This is a genomic window from Stenotrophomonas sp. 28608_Sma (assembly GCF_056486185.1).
Genome location: NZ_CM151308.1, coordinates 4,651,950 through 4,677,542 on the forward strand (window position 1 = coordinate 4,651,950; position 25,593 = coordinate 4,677,542).

Annotated in this window: 21 protein-coding genes and 1 pseudogene; 11 read left to right on the forward strand and 11 right to left on the reverse strand. The window is 66.2% G+C overall.

Annotated elements, in window-relative coordinates:
• Positions 1-6 precede the first annotated feature (6 nt).
• Positions 7-663, reverse strand: a complete 657-nt coding sequence (locus ACZLHH_RS21960) for a hypothetical protein (protein ID WP_180845047.1) — start codon at positions 661-663, stop codon at positions 7-9.
• Between the two features lie 125 nt (positions 664-788).
• Between ACZLHH_RS21960 and ACZLHH_RS21965 the strand changes: the two genes are divergently transcribed.
• The gene (locus tag ACZLHH_RS21965) at positions 789-1,322 is read left to right on the forward strand and encodes a hypothetical protein (RefSeq protein ID WP_071227673.1); all 534 of its coding nucleotides are present in this window, start codon (positions 789-791) and stop codon (positions 1,320-1,322) included.
• A gap of 81 nt (positions 1,323-1,403) precedes the next feature.
• Here the strand turns inward: ACZLHH_RS21965 and hmgA are convergent, their stop codons facing one another.
• Together hmgA and hppD are read right to left on the reverse strand one after the other, a co-directional pair.
• Positions 1,404-2,711: a homogentisate 1,2-dioxygenase gene (gene hmgA, locus ACZLHH_RS21970; RefSeq protein WP_180845048.1), complete on the reverse strand. Its 1,308-nt coding sequence runs from the start codon at positions 2,709-2,711 to the stop codon at positions 1,404-1,406.
• Between the two features lie 85 nt (positions 2,712-2,796).
• Positions 2,797-3,909 (reverse strand): 4-hydroxyphenylpyruvate dioxygenase, encoded by a 1,113-nt coding sequence (hppD, locus tag ACZLHH_RS21975; protein ID WP_177179486.1) that lies wholly within the window; start codon positions 3,907-3,909, stop codon positions 2,797-2,799.
• Between the two features lie 66 nt (positions 3,910-3,975).
• Here hppD and ACZLHH_RS21980 point away from each other — a divergent pair, with 66 nt between their 5' ends.
• The gene (locus ACZLHH_RS21980; protein WP_005411341.1) at positions 3,976-4,533 is read left to right on the forward strand and encodes a MarR family winged helix-turn-helix transcriptional regulator; all 558 of its coding nucleotides are present in this window, start codon (positions 3,976-3,978) and stop codon (positions 4,531-4,533) included.
• Positions 4,534-4,908: 375 nt separating this feature from the next.
• The gene (locus ACZLHH_RS21985) at positions 4,909-5,964 is read left to right on the forward strand and encodes a PDDEXK nuclease domain-containing protein (RefSeq protein ID WP_180845049.1); all 1,056 of its coding nucleotides are present in this window, start codon (positions 4,909-4,911) and stop codon (positions 5,962-5,964) included.
• Between the two features lie 31 nt (positions 5,965-5,995).
• On the opposite strand, the gene ACZLHH_RS21990 is transcribed toward ACZLHH_RS21985, so the two are convergent.
• The 4 genes from ACZLHH_RS21990 to ACZLHH_RS22005 all read right to left on the reverse strand — a co-directional run bounded on the left by ACZLHH_RS21990 (position 5,996) and on the right by ACZLHH_RS22005 (position 10,543).
• Positions 5,996-7,135 carry a hypothetical protein gene (locus tag ACZLHH_RS21990; RefSeq protein WP_107432652.1) on the reverse strand — a complete coding sequence of 380 codons (1,140 nt, stop codon included), beginning with the start codon at positions 7,133-7,135 and terminating at the stop codon, positions 5,996-5,998.
• Positions 7,136-7,361: 226 nt separating this feature from the next.
• Positions 7,362-7,967 carry a thioredoxin family protein gene (locus ACZLHH_RS21995; protein WP_478478743.1) on the reverse strand — a complete coding sequence of 202 codons (606 nt, stop codon included), beginning with the start codon at positions 7,965-7,967 and terminating at the stop codon, positions 7,362-7,364.
• A 19-nt stretch (positions 7,968-7,986) separates the two neighbouring features.
• Positions 7,987-9,486 carry a peptide MFS transporter gene (locus tag ACZLHH_RS22000; RefSeq protein ID WP_005411345.1) on the reverse strand — a complete coding sequence of 500 codons (1,500 nt, stop codon included), beginning with the start codon at positions 9,484-9,486 and terminating at the stop codon, positions 7,987-7,989.
• Positions 9,487-9,667: 181 nt separating this feature from the next.
• Positions 9,668-10,543, reverse strand: a complete 876-nt coding sequence (locus tag ACZLHH_RS22005) for a tryptophan 2,3-dioxygenase (protein ID WP_071227676.1) — start codon at positions 10,541-10,543, stop codon at positions 9,668-9,670.
• A gap of 335 nt (positions 10,544-10,878) precedes the next feature.
• Between ACZLHH_RS22005 and pdhA the strand changes: the two genes are divergently transcribed.
• The 5 genes from pdhA (at position 10,879) to ACZLHH_RS22030 (ending at position 16,017) form a co-directional block, all read left to right on the forward strand.
• Entirely contained in the window at positions 10,879-11,961 is a 1,083-nt protein-coding gene (pdhA, locus tag ACZLHH_RS22010; protein WP_107432651.1) for a pyruvate dehydrogenase (acetyl-transferring) E1 component subunit alpha, read from the forward strand.
• Complete coding sequence (locus tag ACZLHH_RS22015; protein ID WP_005414714.1) at positions 11,954-13,021, forward strand: alpha-ketoacid dehydrogenase subunit beta; 1,068 nt, start codon at positions 11,954-11,956, stop codon at positions 13,019-13,021. Before pdhA ends, ACZLHH_RS22015 begins: the two co-directional genes overlap by 8 nt.
• A 1-nt stretch (position 13,022) precedes the next feature.
• Entirely contained in the window at positions 13,023-13,376 is a 354-nt protein-coding gene (locus tag ACZLHH_RS22020; protein WP_012512332.1) for an SH3 domain-containing protein, read from the forward strand.
• A complete protein-coding gene (locus ACZLHH_RS22025) occupies positions 13,373-14,761 on the forward strand; it encodes a dihydrolipoamide acetyltransferase family protein (protein WP_049401687.1) in 1,389 nt (462 codons plus the stop codon). Before ACZLHH_RS22020 ends, ACZLHH_RS22025 begins: the two co-directional genes overlap by 4 nt.
• Before the next feature lie 272 nt (positions 14,762-15,033).
• On the forward strand, positions 15,034-16,017 hold the full coding sequence (locus tag ACZLHH_RS22030; RefSeq protein ID WP_258014120.1) for a hypothetical protein: 984 nt from the start codon (positions 15,034-15,036) through the stop codon (positions 16,015-16,017).
• 37 nt (positions 16,018-16,054) lie between these two features.
• On the opposite strand, the gene ACZLHH_RS22035 is transcribed toward ACZLHH_RS22030, so the two are convergent.
• From ACZLHH_RS22035 to ACZLHH_RS22045, 3 genes are all read right to left on the reverse strand, one after another.
• The gene (locus ACZLHH_RS22035) at positions 16,055-16,441 is read right to left on the reverse strand and encodes a VOC family protein (RefSeq protein ID WP_180845050.1); all 387 of its coding nucleotides are present in this window, start codon (positions 16,439-16,441) and stop codon (positions 16,055-16,057) included.
• 283 nt (positions 16,442-16,724) lie between these two features.
• Positions 16,725-17,432 carry a helix-turn-helix transcriptional regulator gene (locus tag ACZLHH_RS22040; RefSeq protein WP_180845051.1) on the reverse strand — a complete coding sequence of 236 codons (708 nt, stop codon included), beginning with the start codon at positions 17,430-17,432 and terminating at the stop codon, positions 16,725-16,727.
• Positions 17,432-18,067 carry a Rossmann-fold NAD(P)-binding domain-containing protein gene (locus tag ACZLHH_RS22045; protein ID WP_180845052.1) on the reverse strand — a complete coding sequence of 212 codons (636 nt, stop codon included), beginning with the start codon at positions 18,065-18,067 and terminating at the stop codon, positions 17,432-17,434. Before ACZLHH_RS22045 ends, ACZLHH_RS22040 begins: the two co-directional genes overlap by 1 nt.
• Positions 18,068-18,172: 105 nt before the next feature.
• On the opposite strand from ACZLHH_RS22045, the gene ACZLHH_RS22050 reads away from it, so the two are divergent.
• Complete coding sequence (locus tag ACZLHH_RS22050; protein ID WP_014038768.1) at positions 18,173-19,711, forward strand: GGDEF domain-containing protein; 1,539 nt, start codon at positions 18,173-18,175, stop codon at positions 19,709-19,711.
• 438 nt (positions 19,712-20,149) lie between these two features.
• Here the strand turns inward: ACZLHH_RS22050 and ACZLHH_RS22055 are convergent, their stop codons facing one another.
• A complete protein-coding gene (locus ACZLHH_RS22055; RefSeq protein ID WP_180845053.1) occupies positions 20,150-21,076 on the reverse strand; it encodes a DUF808 domain-containing protein in 927 nt (308 codons plus the stop codon).
• Between the two features lie 245 nt (positions 21,077-21,321).
• On the opposite strand from ACZLHH_RS22055, the pseudogene ACZLHH_RS22060 reads away from it, so the two are divergent.
• Both ACZLHH_RS22060 and ACZLHH_RS22065 read left to right on the forward strand, forming a co-directional pair.
• Positions 21,322-22,968, forward strand: a pseudogene (locus ACZLHH_RS22060) (ABC1 kinase family protein); the annotation flags it as partial.
• 244 nt (positions 22,969-23,212) lie between these two features.
• Positions 23,213-25,318, forward strand: coding sequence for a phosphoglycerol transferase I (locus ACZLHH_RS22065; RefSeq protein WP_180845054.1), 2,106 nt, complete (start codon positions 23,213-23,215; stop codon positions 25,316-25,318).
• Positions 25,319-25,593: the final 275 nt, after the last annotated feature.

Genomic DNA, 25,593 nt, shown 5'->3' on the forward strand with positions numbered 1-25,593 from the left:
CAAGGATCAGCCACAGCCTTCCACATAATCGACCTGCGGGGTCTGCCCGACCCGCCACGCGCCGACCCGACCGTCCGCACCGAGCGCGAAGTCGATCACCGCCCCACCCTCCTGCGCCGGACGCACGCGCAGGTGCTGGGCCTTCTCGTCGTACTTGTCGGGGCCGACGTCACCGCGGTCGGGGTACAGCACCTGCAGCTCGCCCAGGGTCATGCCGACCTTGCCGCCGCCCGGTGCGATGATGGCGGCGCTGCGCACGTCGTAGCGCACCAGCTTGCGGCCCTCGATCATCAGACGCGGGTCTTCGGCATTCTGCGGTCGCAGGAAATAGCAGCCATCGTTGCTGTCGTCGACCTGCAGCGGTTTGCCACTGGCATCGGTGCCCAGCCCCTGCAACGGCGCGCCGAAGCCACTGCGGACCTCAGCGATGCCGGCACCCAGCTTCGCGCCGGCGAAGCCCTCCAGGTGCGCGGGACTGTCCTCGCGGCGGTCATTGGCTGGACGGGCTGCCAGATCAGGATCCGTCGACTGGGCCGGACCGGTCGCCGAGGCGGTTTCCGCCGGGGTATCGCTGCCGCTGCCGGCGGCGCCCTCCTTGTCGGGGCCGCCACTGCATGCGGCGAGCGAAAGGAGCAACAGACCAGCAAGCGGAAGGTGCTTCATCGGTGCGGTTCCCTGGCACGAAGGTGGCTGCACGCTAGCCCATCCTGTGTGCAGGCGCTGCATTGTCATCGCGGTTTCATCGCCTTCGTTCAGGCTCGGCGAGCACCGATCTGGCCGTCCCTTCCATGCAACCGCGCAAGACCGATCTCGCCCGAACCGCGCTGCAGGCCCACCGCGCGCCGCTGGACATGCGCCAGCGACGGCTGCTGATCCTGTGCGACGGCCAGCGCACCATTGATGACCTGACCGGCCTGCTCGGCCAGGACGCACCTGCGATGGTCATCCAGCTTGTGCAGGCGGGGTACCTGAGCACTGGCGTCCCAGCACCGTCGCCCGCAACCGCGGTAGCGCCGGTGCCCACACCGCCGGCAGCCGCACCTGCAGCACTTGCTGCACCCGCGGTCGAACGCCGCCGCTCGCTGGTGGCCGCGCGCATCTATGTGCTGGGCATCCTGGAGATGCAGCGCCACCCGCAGGCGGCTGCACTGTTCCGCGACCTGCAGCAGGCGCGTGCGGAAGACGAGGTGCTGCAGCGGCTGCAGTCGGCGATGCAGATGCTGCCCGGGCTGACCTCGGACGGCTATTGCCAGCGCGTACGCCAGCGCCTGTTGGAAGCGCTGCCGCTGGAGCATTGCGACGCGTTCGCGGAGGTGGCGTAAGCGCAGGTTCCGGCGGAGAACATCCACGCATGGCGTGGATGCGATCAGGATCCGTGCCGACCAAGGTCGGCACCCACCAAGCTAGCGGGACGACCGGAAGTTGTTGCGCAGGCCGTTCCAGCACTGCTGGTAATCGCCCTGGCGATGGCCGGCGGCCAGCGCCTGTGCGGTCGGGCGGATCACCGCGCGGGTCTCGAACATGAAAGCCATCGTGTCCTTGATCACATCGGCCTTGGACAGGTCCGCATTGGAGGCCTTGTCGAAGGTCGGCGCGTCCGGGCCGTGGCCGCTCATGCAGTTGTGCAGCGATGCGCCACCCGGCACGAAGCCTTCGGCCTTGGCATCGTAGGCGCCATGCACCAGGCCCATGAACTCGCTGGCGATGTTGCGATGGAACCACGGCGGACGGAACGTGTTCTGCGCCACCAGCCAGCGTGGCGGGAAGATCGCGAAGTCCATGTTGCTGGTGCCGGGCGTGTCGCTGGGCGAATGCAGCACCAGGAAGATCGACGGATCCGGGTGGTCGTAGCTGATCGAACCGATGGTGTTGAAGCGGCGCAGGTCGTAGCGGTACGGCGCGTAATTGCCATGCCAGGCCACCACGTCCAGCGGCGAATGGTCGATCGGCGCACGCCACAGGCGACCCTCGAACTTCGCGATCAGCTCGAAATCGCCATCCACATCCTCGAACGCCGCGTGCGGGGTTTCGAAGTCGCGCGGATTGGCCAGGCCGTTGGACCCGATCGGACCGAGGTCCGGCAGTTTCAGCAGCGCACCGTAGTTTTCGCAGATATAGCCGCGGCTCGGGCCATCGGGCAGTTCGACGCGGAAGCGCACGCCACGCGGAATCACCGCGATCTGCTGCGGCTCGATCTCGATCACGCCCAGCTCGGTCAGCAGGCGCAGGCCGCCCAGCTGCGGCACGATCAGCAGCTCGCCATCGGCATCGTAGAAGTAGCGGCCGACCATGTCGCGGTTGGCGGCATAGAGGTGGATGCCCACGCCGGCATGCGCGTCGGGCGAGCCGTTGCCACCCATCGTGTACAGGCCTTCGACAAAGTCAGTCGGCAATTCCGGCAGCGGCAGCGGGCTCCAGCGCAGCTGGTTCGGTGAAGCCGGCTGTGCGCCGAAATCACACTGCAGCTGCGACTGCGCGAACGGGGTGAACTCGCCATGGGTCACCGCCGGGCGGATCCGGTACAGCCAGCTGCGGCGGTTGCTGCCACGCGGCGCGGTGAAGGCGGTGCCGGTCAACTGTTCGGCGTACAGGCCGTGGGCCACCTTCTGTGGCGAGTTCTGCCCGACCGGCAGCGCGCCGGCGACGGCCTCGGTGGCGAATTCGTTGCCGAAGCCGGACTGGTAGCCGCGGGCGGTGATGGCGGGGGACATGGGAACTCCAGAGATTGCCGGCCAGCGGCCGGCACGACCATTCGGACAGGCACTGCCGGCGGGACGCCGACATTGCCTGCTGACCTTACAGCACGCCGCGGCGGATCTGGTCGCGCTCGATGCTCTCGAACAGTGCGGTGAAGTTGCCTTCGCCGAAACCTTCGTTGCCCTTGCGCTGGATGATCTCGAAGAAGATCGGGCCGATGCAGTTCTGGGTGAAGATCTGCAGCAGCTTGCGCTGGTGGGTTTCCGGATCGGCATCGATCAGGATCTTGTTCTTCGCCAGGCGCGGCACGTCTTCACCGTGGTTCGGCACGCGCTGGTCGATCACGTCGAAGTAGGTCTCCGGCGTATCGAGGAAGTCCACGCCCTGCGCGCGCATCGCTTCGACGGTCTCGTAGATGTTCTCGGTGAAGCAGGCGATGTGCTGGATGCCCTCGCCCTTGTACGCGTCCAGGTACTCGTTGATCTGGCTCTTCGGGTCGGACGATTCGTTCAGCGGGATGCGCACGATGCCATCCGGCGCGGTCATCGCCTTGGACACCAGGCCGGTCTTCAGGCCCTTGATGTCGAAGTAGCGGATCTCGCGGAAGTTGAACAGGCGCTCGTAGTAGTCCGACCACTGCTGCATGTTGCCGAAGTACAGGTTGTGGGTCAGGTGGTCGATGAAGGTCAGGCCGAAGCCCACCGGGTGCAGGTCGGCACCGGCGATCGGCTCGTAGTCGCCGTCATAGATGCTGCCGGCGCTGCCGTAGCGATCGACCAGGTACAGCATGCAGTCGCCGATGCCCTTGATGACCGGCGCGCTGACCGCCTTGCTGTCCGGCTTGAAGGCGATGGCTTCGGCGCCGTTGCCCAGCGCGGTCTGGTAGACCTCCTGGCCCGGCTTCTTGAAGCGGATGGCGAAGCCGCAGGCGCACGGGCCGTGCTTTTCGGCGAAGTCCGAGGCGAACGAATCCGGGTCTTCATTGACCAGGAAGTTGACGTCGCCCTGGCGATAGACGGTAATCGGACGCTGCTTGTGCTTGAGCACCGCGCTGAAGCCCATCTTCCGGAAGTACTCGTGCAGCTCCTGGCCACGGCCGGCCGGGGCGGCGAATTCGACGAACTCGAAGCCGTCGATGCCCATCGGGTTCTCGAAGGTGGTGACCTGCATGCCGGGGTTGGGGTGCGAGGCGGTCGGGACTGCGGTATTCATGGCGTGGCTCCGAATCGGTACCGCATCGGTACAAACCAGGTGCGGGCAGGTAGGGACCCGGCGAGAATGCAGGGTCTGGACCTACCCCTTATAGTTACACTTGAAACCACCAGCAAGGTGCACCGCAACATGAGCCCCGCCGATCCCGTTTCGACCCGCCTGCGTTCCTCGCACGTCCTGCTCGACCTGGAACAGTTCCTGCCGTACCGGCTGAGCGTGCTGTCCAACCGGGTCAGCGGCAACATCGCCAAGCTATACGGCGATCGTTACGGTCTGGCGATCCCCGAGTGGCGGGTGATCACCATCCTGGCGCTGTACCCGGGCTCCTCGGCCAGCGAGGTCTCCGACCGCACGGCAATGGACAAGGTGGCGGTCAGCCGCGCCGTGGCCCGCCTGCTGGAGCGTGGCTTCATCAAGCGCGAGACCCACGGCGACGACCGCCGCCGCTCGGTGCTGGCGCTGTCGGCAGCCGGCTTCGAGGTCTACGAGACCATCGCGCCGATGGTGATCGAGATCACCCGCAAACTGATGTCGGTGCTGAGCGAAGAGGAAGAGCAGGTGCTGGAGAAGCTGATCCTGCGCCTGGCCGGCGAAGGCCTGGAACGGATGGGCGAAGGCGTCTGAAAGAAAAAGGGGACGGAGGGGATTAAGTCGTTTTGGGCCCCAAGTCGCGGGTGCCGACCCCGGCCGGTAGCGGAACAGTGGCTGGGCGATTGTCGTCCGCCCCCTTTGATCTGACGGGACCCGCTTCTTGGCGGACTGCGGACCGACCGCGAACGATGCCATCGGACGCATTCACCTTCCGCAGATCCCGTCCTGAAGTGTCGCCCTCGCCCAGCAGCATTTCCGCATTGGCCCGATACGGCCCGTTTCCGCCAGGCTGGTGTATCGAAACGGGCTGATCCAGTGAATTCTCCTATTGGACTGCTCACGTGTGCGGCCGGACGGTAAACGTTCAACGGGTATCAGCCCGGCCATCCACATCGAACGGGCTCCCTCATGGATGACTCGCGTTCAACGTCGCCGCATGGCCAGGAATTGCTGGCCGATCTCAGAGAGCTGATCTGCGCAGCGCGCAGCAGGATGCACAGGTCCATCAACGCCGAGTTGACGCTGCTGTACTGGCGAATCGGTCGTCGCATCCATGTTGACCAGATGGCGGGGCAGCGTGCGCGTTACGGCGAGGTTCTCTTCACCCGGATCGCCAAGGCGCTGTCTGCCGAGTTCGGCACATCCTTCGGTGAAAAGAGCCTGCGCCGGATGGTGCAGTTCTCCACCGCATTTGCGGACGAGCAGATTGTCGTATCGCTGATACGACAATTGAGCTGGACCCACTTCATCGCACTGATCCCCCTGGCGGATCCGCTCAAGCGTGACTTCTATGCACAGATGGCCGCCACCGAGGGCTGGAGTGTACGTACGCTGCGCCAGCGCGTCGATTCGATGCTGTATGAGCGCACGGCACTCTCCAGTCAGCCAGAGCAGACCATCGCCGAAGAGTTGGCGGCACTGCGCGGCAACCAGCAGCTGTCTCCGGGGCTGGTACTGCGTGATCCCTACGTACTGGACTTTCTTGGCCTCAAGGACAGCTGGGACGAGCAGGACCTTGAAACCGCGATCCTTCGCGAGATGCAGGGCTTCCTGCTTGAACTTGGCACGGGCTTCAGTTTCGTCGCCCGCCAGAAGCGCATCCAGATCGACGGCGATGACTTCCACCTGGACCTGCTGTTCTACAACCGGCGCCTGTGCAGACTAATTGCCATCGAGTTGAAGATCGGCGAGTTCAAGCCGGCCTACAAGGGACAGATGGAACTCTATCTGCGCTGGCTGGACCGGTACGAACGTGAGGACGGCGAGCAGGCGCCGTTGGGCATCATCCTCTGCACAGGGAAGAAGGCGGGCCAGATTGAATTGCTGGAGCTGGACCGCTCAGGCATCCATGTTGCGGAGTACCTGACCACGCTGCCCTCCCGTGAGGTCCTCAAGCAAAGATTGCAGACTGCCATGGAGCGGGCGCGGCAGCAGCTGCAGACCGCGGCGCCCGGCCTCCCGTAGATCTACGCCACGCGCGGATGGCGCTCATGCTTCAGCTCAGATGCTTGCGCCGTGCATGGATCCACGGCACCGCGAGCGCCGCGATGGCACCACCGGCGAAGCCGAGGGAAGCCGCAACCGTGGCTGCTTCGACCGCCCCTGGCAGCGCCAGCGCCGCCGCCACGAGCAGCAGCGACGGCAGGCCGACGAAGGTGCCCAGGAAGAAATGCCAACGCGGTGACCAGGTATTGAGCTGCAGCAGGCTGACCGGTTGCCAGGCTTCAGAGGCAGCGTCCTCGGCGATCTTCGCCACCGCCTTGGCCAGGTCCACTTCCGGCAGCGCGCGCCCCTGCCGTGCGGTCGCCAGCAGCTCGGCCACGGCCTCCACCGGCGGGAAACTGGACGGCCACGCGACCGGCGCCGGCACGCCATACGCGGTCAGCACCGGCACGCTCAGCCACGGCGCCACCAGCGGGCGCATGCGACGGCGGCCATGCACGCACCAGATCTGTTGCTGCCCATGCGCGGTGACGCTGTACAGCGCCAGTTCGTTGGCCGGCGGGTAGCCGAGCATGGTCACCCGCGCGGCCAGGCTGTCCTGCCCCATCGCGCGCAGGAAGCCGGGGCGGCTGCGCCCTTCCTGCATCCACGCCAGTCCCAGCGCACCCACCAGATAGGCCTCGGCCACGTCCTTGCTGCCAGCGGTGGCGCGTTCGTCGCTGGCCAGGTACCAGGCCAGCGACTTCGGTTCGGCGACATCCTCCAGGCCCCAGCGGCTGTCGTCCCCCAGCACATGGCGCACCGGCAGGCGTGCGGGCGCGGTTTCGCCGCGTTCGCCCGGCTGCAGGAACGGCAGTACGCCCTGGATGAACGTGGACAGTTCGATGGCCCGCACGCCATGGCCCTGCCATTCCGGCGGCAGCAGCCCGGCCAGCTGGCCGTCGGCGGCCAATGCATCGAGCCGTGATTTCTGCTCGACCAGTTTCTGCACCGCCCCCTTCAGCACCACGTTGTCGGGCAGCGCGATCTGCGGCAGGCGGTGACGCGGCGGTGCCAGTTCAACGGTGTCCTCGCCGGTACCGGCGTCATCCAGCAACGCCTCCTGCGGCGGCAGGGTCACGCCCTCGCCTGCCCCAGCCTCGGCCAGGTCACTGGCAGGTTCGGGCAGTCGTTCGGCGTGGTCGCTGTGCATGGGCGTTCCGGAAGGTTGCATCGACGGGATGTCGACTGAGGTCCTTGCCGGTAACGGCGTACGTGCGGTGAAGTTGAGACGCCGATTCAGAGAGTGTGACGGCGCGCGCAATCGACCCACGTCACGCGTGGATGTGCCTCAGTGCCGACCAACGGTCGGCACCCGCCGGGGGTGGCGGTCAGCGGTCGGCATCCACCGAAGCTGCCGGTCAGCGGCCGGCACTACCCTATTCCGGTTTGTCAGGTGCCCACTGCTTGAGGAACGCGGTCACCCGCGCGGGCTGGAAGGCTTCGCCCTTGCGCAGCTCGCCGGTCGCCTGCGACACCAGCAGTCCGCCATCGACATCGAGTACCAGCAGGTACGGGTAGTCGCGTTCCATCATCGGGAACTGGGCGAAGAAAGCGGTGTTGGGCTGTTCGTCGCTGGCGTTGACCTTCACCCACACGTAGTGGGCATCGCGGAAGCGGCGCAGGTCGCCGTTGCCTTCCACCACCTCGTCCAGCGCCCGGCAGCGCTCACAGGCGGCGTTGCCGACCTCCAGCAGGATGCGCTTCTTGCCCCGCTGGGCTTCCACCTTGGCGGTGGCCAGATCATCGGCGGGGTTGCGGGCCGGGTCGAACTGAGCGCCGAGGCCGGCGATGGCGGCGATGTCTGCCGCCACCGGGGTGTTGCCCGAGGCCACCGGTTCGCTGGGGTCAGCGACCGGTGGCTCGGTGGGTCGGGTATCCAGGGGCTGCGTGGGCTCGGCGGTGGCAGGCGGTTGCGGTTGGGAACAGGCGCCGATCAGCGCCGCACAGACCACCACTACCGCAGTACCGAGCTTGCTACGCATGCCTTCTACCCTCTCATCATCATTTGACGCCGTGCATCAGCTTGTTGATCAGCGGGGCGATCAGGAACAGCACCACGCCGGAGCCGATCAGGGCCCAGAACCCGAAGGTATACCCCTTCAGGGCCGACTCGACCGTCATGCCGCCTTCACCACTGACCACGCCAGCGAAGATGCCCGACAGGTTGTTGCCGATGCCGGTGGACAGGAACCAGCCGCCCATGCCGAAGCCGACCAGGCGCACCGGGGCCAGCTTGGTCACCATCGACAGGCCGATCGGCGACAGGCACAGCTCACCCACCGACTGGATGACGTAGACCATGAACAGGGTCCAGAACGGGATCTTGCCGTCCACGACCATCTGCGACAGGGCGAACATCAGCAGCGCGAAGGCGGCGCCGTTGAACAGCAGGCCCAGGCCGAACTTGCGCGGGATGGACGGATTGGCGCGGCCCATGGCCACCCAGATCCAGGCAATCACCGGGGCCAGGGTGATGATCGCCACCGAGTTGACCGACTGGAACCACGCGGTCGGGAAGGTCCAGTCACCGAACTGGCGGTTGACGATGTTCTCGGCCAGGAAGGTGAACGAGCTGCCGGCCTGTTCGAAGAACATCCAGAACATCACGTTGAAGGCGAAGATGATCAGCATGGCGATCACGCGGTCGCGCTGCACCTTGCCTTCGCGGATGCCCTCGACCAGCAGCAGGACGGCCAGCGCGGTGAACATCGCACCCAGGATCCAGGCCAGCGCGGTGGCGCCGGTGGCCAGCAGGAAGTACGCGACCGGGATGGCGACCACGGCACCGGCCAGCACCATGATGATGCGGCCGAAGCCTTCAGCGCCGGCCGGCGGTGCACCGATGCCCTTCAGGCCGGCACGACCGATGTAGAACCACACCAGCGAGATCAGCATGCCCACGCCCGAGGCGATGAACACGACCTTGTAGGAGGGCATCGCGTCGGTACCGAAGACCTTGCGGGCCAGGTACTCGGTCAGCACCGGGGCGATCATCGCGCCGATGTTGATGCCCATGTAGAAGATGGTGAAGCCCGAGTCGCGGCGCTCATCCTTCAGGCCGTACAGCTTGCCGACCATGGTCGAGATGTTGGGCTTGAACAGGCCGTTGCCGACGATGATCGTGGCCAGGCCGAGCTTGAAGATGTGCTCCTGCGGCAGAGAGATCATGAACAGGCCGGCGGCCATGATGATCGCGCCGGTCAGGATCGATCGCTGGTAACCCAGTACCCGGTCGGCCACGTAGCCACCGAAGATCGCTGCGGCATACACCAGGGCCAGGTAGGCGCCGTAGATGCGGCTGGCGTCGCCTTCACCGGCAGCGCTGCCGTTGTAGAACTGGGCGACGATGTACAGCACCAAGGCCCAGCGGATGCCATAGAACGCAAAGCGCTCCCAGAACTCGGTCATGAACAGCATCCACAACGGGCGCGGGTGGCCCAGCGTGGTCTTGAAGTCCGGCAGCGCCGGCTCTGGGGTGTTCGCAGTGGCGTTTACGCTCATGCGGATTTCCTGGTTCGGTGGATGACGAGCACGTCCGATGTGCAGTTGGAGCAACGCGCGAGGATCACCGACTTCTGGCGTTCACGTCAAATACACGCCGTTTGAGGCAGGTGCCAGCCTGCTCCCTGAACTTGCATCTGAAACGATCCAGCCGCCGGCCGGGATCCAAGCTGAATACGGATCAACCCTGTTCTGCCGGGGGCCCGGCCTGCAGGCTGGTCCGCACCTGGAACAGTTCGGGGAAGAAGGTCAGTTCCAGCGCCTTGGCCAGGAAGCCCACGCCGGACGAGCCGCCCGTGCCGCGCTTGAAGCCGATCACCCGCATCACGGTGCGCATGTGTCGGAATCGCCACAGCTGGAACGCGGTCTCCAGGTCCACCAGGTCCTCGCACAGCGAATACTCGCGCCAGTAGCGATCGGTGTCCTGGTAGATGCGTTCGAAGACCGGCTGCAGTGCGTCATCGGCCACATGCGGCTGGGTCCAGTCGTGGGCCTCGTACACCGCCGGGACGGCGTGGCCGAAGCGGGCCAGGTATTTCAGGAATTCCTCGTACAGGCTGGGCGCCTCCAGCACGGTGCGCAGCTGCGCCTGGCCGGCCGGGTCGTGCTCGAACACCTGCAGCATCTGCGCGTTCTTGTTGCCCAGCAGGAACTCGATGTAGCGGTACTGCAGCGACTGGAAGCCCGACGACGGGCCCAGCACGTCGCGGAAGCCCATGTACTCGGACGGGGTCAGCGTTTCCAGCACCGACCACTGCTCGGTCAGCTGGCGCAGCACCTGCTTGCTGCGCGCCAGCACCTTGCGGCACTGCCAGACTTCATCGCGCTGCAGGAAGCCGATTGCGGCACGCAGCTCATGGCCCAGCAGCTTCAGCCACAGCTCCGAGGTCTGGTGCTGGATGATGAAGAGCATCTCGTCGTGGTGCGGCGGGTTGGACAGCGGCTGCTGCGCGCTGAGCAGCTGGTCCAGCCGCAGGTAGCCGCCATAGGTCAGGCGTCCCTGCAGGTCGGTGTGGATGCCGGCTTCGAGATCGCGTTGGTTGTTGTCGACGGACATGGGCGGGACCAGATCGGGGGCGGCAAGGGTAGCGCGTTGCCGCCGCGCTGGCAGCCGCCGGGTCCATACCGGAGCGTGCGGTTGGCCGTGGAGCATCGGCCGATCCCAGGCCTGCGCGTGGAACCGTCCAGGCCGTTGTACTGGCGGTCAGCCAGAGGCGTATTCTGATGCTTTGCAGCAACGACTGAATACGTTGTTGTTATTGGCCCCCCACCCGCCGGCAGGGGTAAAACGGGGAATCGCCGTGTTGCGGCGCAGGAAGGCTATTCCGTACGCGTTCCTTAACATGGCGATTCATATCATTTGTAACTTCTCTGTCGAAGGTGCAGTACGCAATGACGGTTGCCGCTGAATTCAAGATCGAATACCTGCAGTACCTGGATACGGACGGCAAACTCGTCCGCGATGACCTGCCTGCGTCGCTTCGCGACCCCAAGGTCCTGGTACCGCTGTTCAAGCAGATGCTGTTCGTACGTACGTTCGACAGCAAATCCATCGCGCTGCAGCGCACCGGCAAGCTCGGCACCTATGCCGCCTGCCTGGGCCACGAAGCCGCGCACGTGGGTATCGGCGCGGCGATGCAGAAGGACGACGTGTTCGCGCCTTCATACCGCGAGTATGGCGCGATGTTCATGCGTGGCGTGCGCCCGCACGACGTGCTGATGTACTGGGGCGGCGACGAACGCGGCAACGATTACGGCGGCAACGCGGCCAAGGACTTCCCGTTCTGCGTGCCGATCTCCACCCAGTGCCTGCATGCCGCAGGGGCGGCGCTGAAGTTCAAGCTCAACAAGGAAGCGCAGATCGCCGTGGCGGTGTGCGGTGACGGTGGCAGCTCCAAGACCGACTTCTATGCGGCCCTGAATTCGGCGGGCGCCTACAAGCTGCCGCTGATCCTGTGCATCGTCAACAACGGCTGGGCCATCTCGGTTCCGCGTTCGGCCCAGACCGGTGCCGAAACGCTGGCGCAGAAGGGCCTGGCCGGCGGCCTGCACTGCCTGCAGGTGGACGGCAACGATCTGATCGCAGTGCTGGCGGCCATGGAGCGGGCGCGCGAACGTGCGCTGGCCGGCGATGGTGGCACCGTGCTGGAACTGATGACCTACCGCCTGTCCGACCACACCACCGCCGATGACGCGCGCCGCTACCGCGACGACGCCGAAGTGAAGGATGCCTGGCAGCGCGAGCCGATGCTGCGCCTGCGCAAGTACCTGATCAACGCCGGTGTGTGGAGCGAGGAAGAAGAAACTGCTTGGGTCGCCCAGTGCGGCACGCGCGTGGACGAGGAAGTGAACCTGTACCTCAACACGCCGGTGCAGCCGGTCGAGGCGATGTTCGATTTCCTCTACGCCGATCCGCCGCCGGACCTGCTGGCTCAGCGTGCCCAGGCGATCGCCCTGGAGAAGCGCCATGGATGAGATCAAGAACGGCGCGCCCGGCGCGCACACCAACGCCGCCGACAGCGCCGCCGTCGCGCGCGGAGAAGAGAGCATGACCACCACCCCGATCACCCTCATCGAAGCCATCACCCAGGCGCTGGCCTGGGAGCTGGAACATGACCCGTCGGTGCTGGTGCTGGGCGAAGACGTGGGCGTCAACGGCGGCGTGTTCCGCGCCACCGCCGGTCTGCAGCAGCGCTTCGGCTCGGACCGCATCCTCGACACCCCGCTGGACGAGACCACCATCGCCGGCCTGACCATCGGCCTGGCCGCACAGGGCATGAAGCCGGTGGCCGAAGCCCAGTTCGACGGCTTCATGTACCCGATGGTCGACCATATCGTCTGCCACGCCGCACGCCTGCGTTACCGCACGCGTGGCCGCCTGCACTGCCCGATGGTGCTGCGCGTGCCGTGGGGTGGTGGTATCCGCGCACCGGAACACCACAGCGAAGCCAACGAGGCGATCTTCACCAACGTGCCGGGCCTGCGCGTGGTGCTGCCGTCGTCGCCGCAGCGCGCCTACGGCCTGCTGCTGGCCGCGATCCGCGAGCCGGATCCGGTGATCTACATGGAGCCCAAGCGCATCTACCGCCAGTACAAGGAAGTGGTCGTCAACGACGGCGAAGCCTTGCCGCTGGACGTCTGCTTCGTGCTGCGCGACGGCACCGACGTGACCCTGGTGACCTGGGGCGCGCAGGTGAAGGAAGCGCTGGAAGCGGCCGACAAGCTGGCCGGTGAAGGCATCAGTGCCGAAGTCATCGACGTGGCCACGCTGCGTCCGCTGGACTTCGCCACCATCGCCGAATCGGTGGCCAAGACCGGCCGCTGCGTGATCGTGCAGGAGGCCCCCAAGACCGCGGGCTTCGGCGCCGAAATCGCTGCGCGCCTGGCCGAGGAATCGATCTACGACCTGCTGGCCCCGGTCGAGCGCGTCACTGGCTACGACACCCACATTCCGCTGTTCCGCCTGGAAATGAAGTACCTGCCGAGCGTTGAGCGGATCGTGGCTGCGGCCAAGCGCGCGGTGGCGGCCGGCTGACATGCGGGCCCGCCTTCTGGGGGCTTACCGCAGCCAGTATCCCAACCCGCTCCGGTTCCGCACCGGCCAGATCGTCGAAGTAGGTGTACGTGACGAGGAATGGCCGGCGTTTGCCTGGGTACGCACCAACGATGGGCGCGCTGGATGGGCGCCCATCGCCTGGTTGCAGCTGCTGGACGAGGGTCGCGCCGAAGCGCTGTGCGACTACGACGCCCGCGAGCTGGATGTGGAAAGCGGCGAGATGGTGAAGCTTCATCACGAACACGGCGGGTGGTGGTGGTCCGAGCGCGCCAATGGCGCGACGGGTTGGCTGCCGGCCCGCGAACTGGAACTGCTGGAAGAGAACTGCAAATGAGCCAGACCAAGAACTTCAACCTGCCCGATCTGGGCGAAGGCCTGCCGGACGCGACCATCGTCGAGTGGTTCGTCAAGGAAGGCGATGTGATCAAGCTGGACGAGCCGCTGGTCTCGATGGAGACCGCCAAGGCCGTCGTCGAGGTGCCGTCGCCGTTCTCCGGCAAGGTGCTGAAGCTGTCCGGCGCCGCCGGCGATATCATCCCGACCGGTTCGGTGCTGGCCAGCTTCGAGCTGGACCCGAACCTGCCGCAGCGCGCCGATGGCCAGGACACCGGCCACAGCCACGGCCATGCCGCACCTGCCGCGGCACCGACCCCGCCGCCGCTGCCGGCCGCTGCCGCACCGGTGGCCGCCGAAGCCGCCAAGCCCGCCGCCGCCGAACGTGATGACGCCGGTACCGTGGTCGGCGCGATGCAGAGCTCCAATGCCGTGCACGCCGAGCAGGCGCTGGCCGTCGGTGGCGTCAAGGCCGTGCCGGCCGTGCGTGCCACCGCGCGCAAGCTGGGCGTGGACCTGTCCCGCGTGCGCGCCACCGGCGCCGATGGCGCGGTGACCATGGCCGACGTCAAGCAGGCAGCTGCGGATGGCAGCGCAAAGATCGGTGCCGCTCCGGCGCAGGCCGCTGCTGCCGCCTACACCGCGCCGGCCCCGGCGCAGGTGTCTGCCCCGGTGCAGAGCGAAGCCCGCACCCCGCTGTCTGCTGCCGGCAAGCCGATGCGTACCCAGCCGCCGGGCGTGGTCGCCAAGGGCCAGCCGGAACCGCTGAAGGGCGTTCGCCGCAACATGGCGCGCGTGATGGCCGATGCGCACAGCAAGGTCGTGCCGACCACGCTGAACGACGATGCCGACATCCACGCCTGGCTGCCGGGCAACGACGTCACCGCGCGCCTGGTGCGTTCGATCGTGGTCGCTGCGCAGAAGGTGCCGGCGATGAACGCCTGGTTCGACGGTGAAGCGCTGACCCGCACCCTGCACGCGCAGGTGGACATCGGCATCGCCGTGGACACTGACGACGGCCTGTTCGTGCCGGCGCTGCGCAACGCCGACATGCTCGACGCACGCGGCATCCGTGAAGGCGTCAACCGCCTGCGCGAGCAGGTCGAATCGCGTTCGATCGCCGCCTCGGAACTGAGCGGCTACACCATCTCGCTGTCCAACTTCGGCATGTTCGCCGGCCGCTACGCGACCCCGGTCGTGGTGCCGCCGTGCGTGGCCATCGTCGGTGCCGGCCGTGCCCGCCACCAGATGACCCCGGTGATGGGCGGCGTGGAAGCGCACAAGGTGATCCCGCTGTCGGTCACCTTCGACCACCGCGCGGCTACCGGTGGCGAAGCCGCCCGCTTCCTGCGCGCGATGATGGACGATTTGGCGCTGGCCAGCTGATCGGCCACCTTATCGGTGGGTGCCGACCTTGGTTGGCACATGAAACTGATTGGTGGGTGCCAACCTTGGTTGGCACATGAAGTGGAGAAACGCCGGGCACTGCCCGGCGTTTTTTTGTGCCTGCTCCGTCGTGCCCCATCTACACATGGACGTGGATCTACTGGGCTCTCCGACGGTCGGGCGAGAGCGCAAGGGAGCATTTTGAGAATAGTTGCATGGATTCCCAAGAGTAGCTCGATAGCATTGAGCCTCTCTGCAGACGTCGAATTTCCATGTTCGAGACACCACCCACACTCGAAGAATTCCTGAAGGCGGGCGATGATTTTTTCCGCGCCTCTCCATTCTTCTTACGGTTGACGAGGGATGAGGATCCGTCGGACGCGAACTGGGTCCTCAGCATCATCTTCCTGCGCTGGCTCGCTCGAAATCGCGCGTTCCTCGACGCATCGGTCGGCTCTACGGTGGCCGCCGCACCCTCGCCGGCAGATACCTTGGCATGCATCGAAGCTGCCTTCCAGGACGAAATCCCCGGCGCTGCATTCGACCCGGAATTGCTGGAGTTCACCGTTCGCTACTTCTGCATGGCCGCACCCTACTTGTCGGACTTCTTCTCGTTGTTCCCTCAAGACGCCATACCTTCGCCGGACGCCATGTGGGACAAACAGGAGCAGGTGTACGCAGTTATCGACTCCCGTCTGCAGTCATGGCGCAATGGCGAGCCCATCGTCCGGGCGGTCATCCCCAATGCTGATCAACAAGGAGACGCTGAACCGGCTACGCCGCTGGACGCTGACGTCTGGATTACGATGCTCGCAACGCTATCGGATGCTGCGGTCACCCACGAAGGTGACCGTGCATACGCCAACCACTTCTACAGGCCACTGACAAAACTACCGTCAGTAGAAGTCGTCCTGGCAGTCATGAGGGAATTTCTTCGCGACCCACCACATGATGCGTCGATCATGACTGCAACGGACAACTTCCTGTCGGATATTCCGTTCTCCCGCTACATCAAAGCCTATTCCATCCTCGCACCTGAACTGCTGGACCGTTCTTCAGATGCCGCGCTCAATCTGTTTGATTATCCAGGTTGTGAACTGACGCCCCGTCAGATACGGCAGTTCATCAAGGAACTCAGGCGGTGCAATCCCGGCCGCGATGTGGTCGGAGAGCTGGCCCAGCTGGCCATTGAGCGGGATTCGGAAGACGACGAGACATTCTCAATCGTCATCGAAGCAGCGCAGAAGCAAGGGTAGGTCCAGGAGCCAGCAAGTGCCGCCCCCCCCCCCTTGATCAGTTCCGCGCGACCATGCCTTCGGCGCGGCTGTAGACACGCAGACGGTGTCCATCCGGGTCTGCCCCGACAAAGGTATGGCCGAACTCCAGCGTCACCGGTGCCTGCAGAATCTGCACGCCGAGTGCGCGCCACGCATCGTGCATCTGCTGCACGGCCTCCGGGTTGGCGACCACCATCGCCAGTTCGGCGGCACCGGCCTGTGCGGATACCGGTGGCTGCACGTCATCGCGTTGCCACAGGCCCAGTGCGGCGCCATCGCCGAGCAGGAACAGGGCGAAACCGGGCGACTGCTCGACCGGTGGCTTGCCGAGAATCCCACTGTAGAAGGTGGCGCTGGTGGCGACGTCGCGCACGTACTGCAGCAGGGTGCTGGGCGTGAACATGGGGAAGCTCCGTTGTTGGGAGCAATCATGGTGGTACGGCCCTGCTGACAGATTCTGTCAGTAGCGTCGAGCGTGCTCGACCGCTGTTGCCCCGGCCCTGGTAGATGTCGAGCTTGCTCGACTGCTGTTGCCGTTGCTCTGGTAGATGTCGAGCTTGCTCGACTGCTGTTCGCGAAGATCAAAGGCGGTCGAGCAAGCTCGACCTCTACCAGGAGCGAAGAGCGAAGGCCCCCTCCCCCAGAAGCAGGAAGCGAAGCGCAGAAGCAGTCGAGCAAGCTCGACCCTACGAACGGTCCAGCCAGTCCGGTGCGATGCCCTGTGCCTTCTGCCAGCGCCGCAGCAGGGTGGCGCGCGGCACGAGGTAGCGATCCTCCAGCACGCGCACCTGGCGGATGCGGTCCAGCCGGAAATGGCGGAAGTCCTCGCGTCCTTCGCACCACGCCGCCAGCATCGGCACTTCATCGAAGTAGCCCAGCGCGAACGGCCAGACAATGCGCTCGCTGCGCTGGCACTGTGCATCCTGGTAGCCGAACTTCAGGCGCCGCTGTGACCCCACAGCCTCACGCACGGCCTGCAGGCGTGCCGCCGGCACCTTGGCTGCCGCGCGCGAGGGACCCACGCGCAGGCCGCTGTCACGCAGCGCTTCGCGCCGTGCTGCAGGCAATACATGCGCAATGCGGGCCAAGGCATCGCGTGCGGCCTCGGCCAACGCGGGTTCGGTGCGGGCCGCAACCCAGCGCAGGCCCAGCACCAGTGCATCGATCTCTGCGGGTGGCAGGGTCATCGGCGGCAGGGTATCGCTCGGTGCCAGCTGGTAGCCGACGCCAGCCTCACCCCGCAGGTCAGCCCCCTGTTCGCGTAGCGTCTCGATATCGCGGTACAGCGTGCGCAAGCTGATGCCGAGCGCTTCGGCCAGCACCTGCCCGGACACCGGGCGTCGATGGCGGCGCAGCAGCTGTTGAAGCTGGGTCAGGCGCAGCGCACGCGACATCAGCCGACCAGCGCGCTCGATGCCACCACATGCTCACCCGGTTGCGGGGCCAGCGCAGCCTCGACCAGTGCCTTGGCGATTTCGCTGGCCGGGTTGATCCGCCACGCCCGTGGCAACACCGGCCCCAGCGCGCCGAGCACCGTCAGGGCCAGGCGCTCGCCACGTCGCACCTCGGTGCGCTCGCCGCCGATCAGCCCGGGGCGGACCAGGGTCAACGAGTTGAAGCCCAGCGCGCGCAGGTCACGCTCCAGCTCACCCTTCACCCGGCTGTAGAAGATCGACGACTGTGGGTTGGCACCGGCTGCGGAATTCAGCACATAGGTCTGCGCACCTTGCGCCTGCGCCAGCCGGGCGAACGCCAGCGGGTAGTCATGATCGATGCGATGGAAGGCCTCACGGCTGCCGGCCTGGGCGATGGTGCTGCCGAGCGCACAGATGACCGCGTCCACGCGTGCCCACTCGGGCGCGCCAGGCAACGCATCGAAGGCCAGCACTGGATTCTCCAGCTTGGCGTAGGCCACAGCCAACGGGCGGCGGGTCGGCGCGATCACGGCGCTGCAGCGCGGGTCGTCCAGCAGCCTGGACAGGGTCAGCCCACCGACCAGCCCGGTCGCCCCCAGCAACATCACGCGCATCACCACCTCCACTGCGGCATCCTGTCGCCCATCCTAGCCGTTCAAGCCGTCGGCGGCCGCGCCGATATGCTGGAACCAGTCCCTGCCAGCCCCAGGATTTGCTCCATGACGGACCAGCCCGACCACCGCCCTGCCCCCGGTACCGCCCTTGGGCCACCGGCACGCGTGCGCGCGGTGGTGGACGATGGGCTGGGCGACCGCGTGGTGCTGCAGGGTGGCGGTGGCGTGGCCCTGCAGCAGCTGTTCGCCGGGGCCGACGCACCGGAGCCGCTGCTGGCCGCGTTCGCCAATGGCATGGCCACCCTGCCCGGCGAACTGGGCGACATGGGCGACCGCCTGCAGTCGGCGCAGGCCAGCGCCGATTGGCCGCGCTATGGGCGCGCGATGCGGCAGCTGATCGACAAGTACATCCGCACCATCGAACAGCATTCGCCGGATGGGCAGCCGGAAAGCCTGCGCCTGTCCGAGCAGCTGCGCCTGCTGCTGGGCGGCGCGGTGGTGGCCCTGCTGCAGCACGATCCGGACCTGCGCGAGCAGGCACAGGCATTGGCCACGCGCCTGCGCCAGTGGCAACCGGGCACGGCACTGGAACCGATCGAACAGGGCGTGCGCGAACTCGGCCACCAGGTCGGCGTGCGTGCCGAGAGCTGGCAGGAGCAGCAGGCGCTGCTGCTTGAGCTGTTCGCGCTGCTGCTGGAGAACGTGAGCGAGCTGCTGGATGACCGCAGCTGGCTGCAGGGCCAGATCGCCGCAGTACGCCAGCTGCTGGACGGGCCGTTGGAAGCTGAGGCGGTCGAGCGCACCCGCGCCGAACTGCGCGAAGTGATCTACAAGCAGGGCCTGCTGCGCCAGGGCATCGACGATTCGAAGGCGGCGATGCGCGGGTTGATGGGCGAGTTCATCGAGCGCATGGATGGCATGGCCACCAGCACCGGCGAATACCACGACCGCATCGGCAGCTACGCACTGCAGCTGCGCGAGGCGCGTAGCATCGCCGACCTCAACCAGTTGCTACAGGACGTGATGCGCGACACCGGCAAGGTGCAGCAGCAGGCCGCGCAGGCCCGCGATCACCTGGCCAACGCGCGGCAGGAAGTGGAACGTGCAGAGCAACGCATTGCCGAGCTGGAGCAGGAACTGCGCGCCGCCGGTGACCTGGCGCGCATCGATCCACTGACCCAGGCGCTGAACCGCCGTGGCCTGGACGAACTGCTGCAGCGCGAGCTGGCGCGCGCCGCGCGCAACAACTCGCCGCTGGGCGTGGCGGTGATCGACCTGGATGATTTCCACCAGACCAACGATGCACATGGCCATGCCGGTGGCGATGCACTGCTGCAGCACCTGGTGGCCGTCTGCAAGCTGCTGCTGCGCGCCACCGATGGCATCGCGCGGCTGGGTGGCGACGAGTTCGTGCTGGTGCTGCCGGAGACCCAGGGCGCCGACAGCATGGCCACCGTGCAGCGCCTGCAGCGTTCACTGGCACACCGCGTGCTGACCGTGCAGGACCGGCGCGTGCCGGTGCATTTCAGTGCCGGGCTGGCGCAATGGCAGCCCGGCGACGATACCGAGACCCTGCTGCGGCGCGCCGATGACGCGCTGTATGCGGCCAAGCGGCAGGGCAAGAACCGGGTGCAGGCGGGTTGATCGTCCGGCCCACCGCAAACCGCTTCGGTAGGTGCCAACCTTGGTTGGCACACGCCGGGGCAAAGCGCCGACCAAGGTCGGCCTCTACCAACGCCAAGGACAGCGCTTTGGTAGGTGCCAACCTTGGTTGGCACACGCCGAAACAAAGCGCCGACCAAGGTCGGCCTCTACCAACGCAAGGGACAGCGCTTCGGTAGGTGCCAACCTTGGTTGGCTCACGCCGGAACAATGCGCCGACCAAGGTCGGCCTCTACCAACGCCAAGGACATCGCTTCGGTAGGTGCCAACCTTGGTTGGCTCACGCCGGAACAAAGCGCCGACCAAAGTCGGCCTCTACCAACGCCAAGGACAGCGCTTCGGTAGGTGCCAACCTTGGTTGGCACACGCGGAAACAATGCGCCGACCGAGGTCGGCCTCTACCGGGCAATGGGCCGGCGCCTACTTCCCGCGCAGCTTCTGGAACCCGGTCACCGCCGCCAGCACGATGGCGCCGGCGATGATGCCCACCACCATGTTGGCCGCAGCGCTGATCAGCCAGCCCCACTGCCCTTCGCCGCCCAGCGCCTGCACCGCGTGGTGCAGCGCCGGCACGTTGTGCACCAGGATGCCGCCACCCACCAGGAACATGGCGATGGTGCCGGCCACCGACAGGAACTTCATCAGCCACGGTGCCGACGCCACCAGGCCGCGACCGAAGGCGGCGATGGCACCGCCCTTGCGCGACAGGTACAGCCCAACGTCATCGAGCTTGACGATGCCCGCCACCAGTCCGTAGACGAACACGGTCATGGCCAGCGCAACCACGCTCAGCGTCAGGATCTGGTTGGTGAACGGTGCGGTGGCGACCACGCCCAGGGTCAGCACGATGATCTCGGCCGAGAGGATGAAGTCGGTACGGATCGCGCCTTTTACCTTGTCCTTCTCCCACGCCACCATGTCCACCTGGGTATCGGCCAGCGCCTTGCGCCGCTCGGCCTGATGCTCGGCATCGTCGTCAGCCGAATGCAGGAAGCGATGCGCCAGCTTCTCCACGCCCTCGAAGCAGAGGAAGGCACCGCCGATCATCATCAATGGCACGATCAGCGGCACGTTCCAGCCACGGCTGTGCAGCCACGCTTCCAGTGCACTGATCGCCAGCGCCGCCGGTACCAGGATCACTTTGTTGACCAGCGAGCCCTTGGCCACCGCCCACACCACCGGCAGTTCGCGGTTGGCGTTGACTCCGGTGACCTGCTGCGCGTTCAGCGCCAGGTCGTCGCCGAGCACACCGGCGGTCTTCTTCGCCGCAACCTTGGTCAGGACCGAGACGTCGTCCAGCAGGGAGGCGATATCGTCGAGCAGGGCGAACAGGCTGGCACCGGCCATGGGGCGTCCAAGTGAGGGAATGAGCGGATTCTGACCGATACCGGGGCAGCTGCGGAAGCGGTCGGATTCACCGCGTGCCTACCGCCCCCCGGCGACACTGCGGAATCCGGTAGTGACGGCCGCTGGCCGGCAACCGCGCAGTTCCGGACATTGCCGGCCAGCGGCCGGCACTACCTGTATTCGTCGCATGGGAGTTCCGCTTGAGCAATCCGCCCACCGCCAATGGCAATCCCCCGCTGGTCAAAGGCATGAACCGGCGCAGCCAGATCCTGCGCCTGCTGATGCGCTACCGCCATTCGGGCGTGTTCTCGGGCATGAACCTGGATGCCGCCAGCAACCAGGCCGACGTTCCCGCCGATGGCAACCCGGAACAGTTCGTCAGCGACCTGGAGGCCTTGGGGCCGACCTTCGTCAAGCTGGGCCAGATGCTGTCCACCCGCCCGGACATGGTGCCGGTGGAGTTCGCCACGGCGCTGGAGCGCATGCAGGAAAAGGTGGCCGAGATTCCGGTCGAGCGCATCCATGCCATCGTCGAACAGGAGCTGGGCGCGCCGGTAAACAAGCTGTTCGCCGCGTTCGATCCCGAGCCATTGGGCTGTGCCTCGATCGCGCAGGTGCATCGCGCGGTGCTGCACGATGGCCGCCAGGTGGCGGTGAAGGTGCAGAAACCCGAGGTCGCCGCGCAGCTGCGCTCGGACCTGGAGGCACTGCGCAGCTTCGCGCTGGCCGCCGACCACCTGACCCAGGTGGGCCGTCGCGTGCGCCTGCGCGACTGGCTCAACGAGTTCGCCAAGACCCTGATGCAGGAGCTGGACTACCACGCCGAGGCCGAGAACCTGGCCCGTTTCGGCCGGCACCTGAAGCCATTCCGGCGCCTGTGGATTCCACAGCCGCTGTGGGATTACAGCAGCCAGCGCGTGCTGACCATGGAACTGGCCACCGGCGTGCGCGTGGATGCGATTCCCGATGTGCGCCGCACCGAGCAGTCGATGGACCCGCTGGCGGCGGCGCTGATACGCGGCTACCTGGACCAGATCTTCGTGCACGGCGAGATCCATGCGGATCCACACCCGGGCAATCTGCGGGTGATGCCCGATGGCCGGCTGGCGATCTTCGACCTGGGCATGGTCGCGCACATGCCGCCACGCCTGCGCGAGCGGCTGCTGAAGATCCTGTTCGCTGCCGTCGATGGCCGCGGCGAAGAAGTGGCCGACGACCTGATCAGCATCAGCACGCGGCTGGAGGCGTTCGACGAAGAACGCTACCTGCGCGAGACCGGCCAGCTGATCGCACGCTATGCGGCCAGTGGCAGCTTCTCGGAAGGCCGCGTGGTGCTGGACATGGTGCGCATCGCCACCGCCTGCGGCCTGCGCACGCCGCCGGAACTGAGCCTGCTGGGCAAGGCGCTGCTCAATCTGGAAACCGTGTGCCGGCTGCTGGCACCCGAGCTGGAAACCCGCCGCATCGTCGAGCGCCAGCTGCAGCACGTGATGCGTGCGCGCCTGAAGAAATCGCTGTCTGCCGCCAACATCGCCAGCGAGGCGATGGAGCTGCAGCAGCTGCTGCGCGATGGGCCGCGCAAGCTGTCGGACATCATGGCGCTGCTGGCCGAGAACCGCCTGCAGATGAAGGTGACCGGGCTGGAAGAATCGCGATTGATGGAGAACCTGCAGAAGATCGCCAACCGCGTGGCGGCCGGCATCATCAGTGCCGCATTGATCATGGCTGCGGCGATGATGATGAAGATCGACACCGGCTGGCACCTGTTCGGCTACCCGCTCATTGCGCTGATTCTGCTGTTCATCGGCGTGGTGCTCGGCCTTGGCATCGTGACCAGTGCATTGCTGTTCGACCGTCGTGCGCGGGCACGCGAAGAACGCGGGCATCGCTAGCGCATCAGCGAAAACCGCCGTATTCATGCGGTTTTTAATGTAATCCAACGAAGCCCTTCACGCTCGTTTTACCTTCTGAGCGCGATTGCGCGCGTGTTATTTCAACAAACATTTCAGTCAGGTTCGTGCATGCACTATCGGGTCATCGGCCTGTCATGTGCATGTGCTTGTGGCAGCGTCGGTCGGATGGACACGCGTCGGTACGACGTCCATCACCACCACCCCGTCACTGCCGAAGCTGCCTATGCTCTGGATACTGCTGCTGTCGTTGTTGCTGCTGTGCTGGTTGTTCCTCGCGTCCGACAAGTGGGTGTGGTGGAAGGCTGGTGCATTCTCGCTGCTGCTGCTCATGCTCAGCGCGTGGTGGCTGATCGACAAGCTGTCCGGTGATGGGCTCAATGCCGCCACCCTGTACCACCTGGGCGCCGACATGGAAGGCGCCGGTGTCTCCGACTTCAAGGGCTATATCGCCGGCTTCATCGTGCTGGCGCTGGTCTCGCTGCTACCGCTGTTCGCCACGCGGGTGAAGCGCTGGCGCCGGCCCGGCCATGGTGGCGCATTGTTCGCCGGTTTCGCGGCCGTATGGGTGGCCACGATCATGATCAGCCCGCTGGCCCGCGACGGCCAACGCCTCTACCAGCAGCTGCGTCCGGTCGACTTCGCCCGCATCGCCCCCGAATACCAGGTGCCGACGCAGCCGCTGCAGCGTCCGCGCAACATCGTCTGGATCTACGGCGAAAGCCTGGAACGCACCTACCTGGACGAGGCCGTGTTTCCCGGCCTGATGCCCAACCTCAACCGCCTGGCGTCCGAGTCACTGGACGTGCGCAACCTGGCCTCGGCCGAGGGCAGCGGCTGGACCATCGCCGGCCTGGTGTCGTCGATGTGCGGCGTGCCGCTGACCACCTCGCAGGGCGATGAGAACAGCATGGACCGCATGGGCAGCTTCCTGCCCAAGGCCGTGTGCCTGGGCGATTACCTGAAGCAGCAGGGCTACACCAACCATTACCTGGGTGGCGCCAACGGCCAGTTCGCCGGCAAGGGCCAGTTCCTGGCCAGCCACGGCTTCGACGAAGTGCACGACCTGGCGTGGTTCAAGCAGCAGAAGAAGATCGGTCGCATCCACTACTCGGCCTGGGGCGTGCACGACGACGTGCTGCTGGACACCGCCTACCAGCGCTTTGAACAGCTCTCGCGCGCCGGCTCACCGTTCATGCTGACCACGCTGACCATGGATACCCACCATCCGGCGGGCCACCTGCCGGTGTCGTGCAAGGGCGAGCGCTACCAGAGCCAGTACGGCAACATCAACATGCTCAACGCGCTCAAGTGCAGCGACCGCCTGATCTCGCAGCTGGTGCAACGCATCCAGGCCAGCCCGTACGGCAAGGACACGCTGATCGTGATCGCCTCCGACCACCTGGCGATGCCCAACGATCTGACCCACATTCTGACCCAGCAGAAGCGCGAGAACCTGCTGCTGTTCCTCGGCGACGGCATTGCTCCGCAGCAGCTCAGCGCCGATGCCGGCACCACCCTGGATTCGGGTGCGACCCTGCTCAGCCTGCTGGACCCGAACCTGAAGACGATGGGCTTCGGCCGTTCGCTGATCGATGCCCAGCGCGCGCCGAGCGCGAGCGCAGCCACCCAGCGCGATGGCGGCCGTGACTATCCGCAATACCTCGCCTTCGCGCGGTCGCTGTGGCTGGGCGAACCGACCCGCGAACTGAAGATCGATGGCGATGACCAGGTGGTGGTCGGCCTGCAGCACGTGCAGCCGCCGGTACTGCTGGAGTACGACAAGGACTGGGGGTTGAAGTCGGTGTATCTGGAGAACACCTCGCGCCAGTTCGATGATGCCAACCCGGACAACACCCTGGCCTACGTCGACCGCTGCACTGCATTCGAGGATAGCTCGGCCGACGGCGACTGGTGCGCCCTGCTGGTCAACCGCGACAACGGCATCAAGCTGTACCGTGACAACGACCTGCGTGGCGGCATTGCCGTGGACGCACCGCTGGACGCATTCCAGGGCCCGCGCCCGAGCGTGCGCCAGGCGCACATGATCACCCAGAAGGGTCGCCGCACCCGCGCCGGCCAGTACATGCTGCAGCTGGTGGCGAGCACGCGGCCGGATCGTGGCTTCTGGATCGAGGCGGTGTCCTCGCAGCGCAAGGTGGTGCTGGCCCAGCAGTGGGTGCAGCCCGATGCCAACGGCAAGATCAACGTGTCGTTCGGGCTGGACCACGAAGTGGATGATCTGGAGATCCGCGCGTGGTTGAACCATGCCGAGAAGCTGGCGGTGGACACGTTCGCACTGGTGCCCTCGCGCGGCCGACCACGAGGATAGGGTTCTTTGCAGGGCTGCGCCCTGCACCCGCTACAAACCGGGGCAACGGCAACAGCAACAGCGTACATCCCGTGGGATGGCGGGGCGGTGTCGGAGTGCGGGGACGCCGTAAATCCGTCCCTGGAGGCTTGGCAGCCGCTTGCTCGTGTGCGCAGTCCTGCGCACACGGCAAGACCGGGGTTGGGCGTCCTGCCCAACCCGTCGGGCGCATGCGCCCGACCCATGCGGCTCACGCCCCCGCAACCGGACCCACCCCGCCTTCGACAGTTGGCTGC

Bases quoted from the DNA above. Each gene is read 5' to 3' on its own strand.
- ACZLHH_RS22045 (WP_180845052.1), bottom strand. From the start codon at position 18,067: ATGCGCGTGATGTTGCTGGGGGCGACCGGGCTGGTCGGTGGGCTGACC.
- ACZLHH_RS22015 (WP_005414714.1), top strand. From the start codon at position 11,954: ATGGATGAGATCAAGAACGGCGCGCCCGGCGCGCACACCAACGCCGCC.
- ACZLHH_RS22040 (WP_180845051.1), bottom strand. From the start codon at position 17,432: ATGTCGCGTGCGCTGCGCCTGACCCAGCTTCAACAGCTGCTGCGCCGC.
- ACZLHH_RS22050 (WP_014038768.1), top strand. From the start codon at position 18,173: ATGACGGACCAGCCCGACCACCGCCCTGCCCCCGGTACCGCCCTTGGG.
- hmgA (WP_180845048.1), bottom strand. From the start codon at position 2,711: ATGTCCCCCGCCATCACCGCCCGCGGCTACCAGTCCGGCTTCGGCAAC.
- ACZLHH_RS21960 (WP_180845047.1), bottom strand. From the start codon at position 663: ATGAAGCACCTTCCGCTTGCTGGTCTGTTGCTCCTTTCGCTCGCCGCA.
- ACZLHH_RS22000 (WP_005411345.1), bottom strand. From the start codon at position 9,486: ATGAGCGTAAACGCCACTGCGAACACCCCAGAGCCGGCGCTGCCGGAC.
- ACZLHH_RS22030 (WP_258014120.1), top strand. From the start codon at position 15,034: ATGTTCGAGACACCACCCACACTCGAAGAATTCCTGAAGGCGGGCGAT.
- ACZLHH_RS21985 (WP_180845049.1), top strand. From the start codon at position 4,909: ATGGATGACTCGCGTTCAACGTCGCCGCATGGCCAGGAATTGCTGGCC.
- ACZLHH_RS21965 (WP_071227673.1), top strand. From the start codon at position 789: ATGCAACCGCGCAAGACCGATCTCGCCCGAACCGCGCTGCAGGCCCAC.
- ACZLHH_RS21980 (WP_005411341.1), top strand. From the start codon at position 3,976: ATGCAGGGTCTGGACCTACCCCTTATAGTTACACTTGAAACCACCAGC.
- ACZLHH_RS22035 (WP_180845050.1), bottom strand. From the start codon at position 16,441: ATGTTCACGCCCAGCACCCTGCTGCAGTACGTGCGCGACGTCGCCACC.
- ACZLHH_RS22065 (WP_180845054.1), top strand. From the start codon at position 23,213: ATGCTCTGGATACTGCTGCTGTCGTTGTTGCTGCTGTGCTGGTTGTTC.
- ACZLHH_RS22025 (WP_049401687.1), top strand. From the start codon at position 13,373: ATGAGCCAGACCAAGAACTTCAACCTGCCCGATCTGGGCGAAGGCCTG.
- pdhA (WP_107432651.1), top strand. From the start codon at position 10,879: ATGACGGTTGCCGCTGAATTCAAGATCGAATACCTGCAGTACCTGGAT.
- ACZLHH_RS21995 (WP_478478743.1), bottom strand. From the start codon at position 7,967: ATGCGTAGCAAGCTCGGTACTGCGGTAGTGGTGGTCTGTGCGGCGCTG.
- hppD (WP_177179486.1), bottom strand. From the start codon at position 3,909: ATGAATACCGCAGTCCCGACCGCCTCGCACCCCAACCCCGGCATGCAG.
- ACZLHH_RS22055 (WP_180845053.1), bottom strand. From the start codon at position 21,076: ATGGCCGGTGCCAGCCTGTTCGCCCTGCTCGACGATATCGCCTCCCTG.
- ACZLHH_RS22005 (WP_071227676.1), bottom strand. From the start codon at position 10,543: ATGTCCGTCGACAACAACCAACGCGATCTCGAAGCCGGCATCCACACC.
- ACZLHH_RS21990 (WP_107432652.1), bottom strand. From the start codon at position 7,135: ATGCACAGCGACCACGCCGAACGACTGCCCGAACCTGCCAGTGACCTG.
- ACZLHH_RS22020 (WP_012512332.1), top strand. From the start codon at position 13,023: ATGCGGGCCCGCCTTCTGGGGGCTTACCGCAGCCAGTATCCCAACCCG.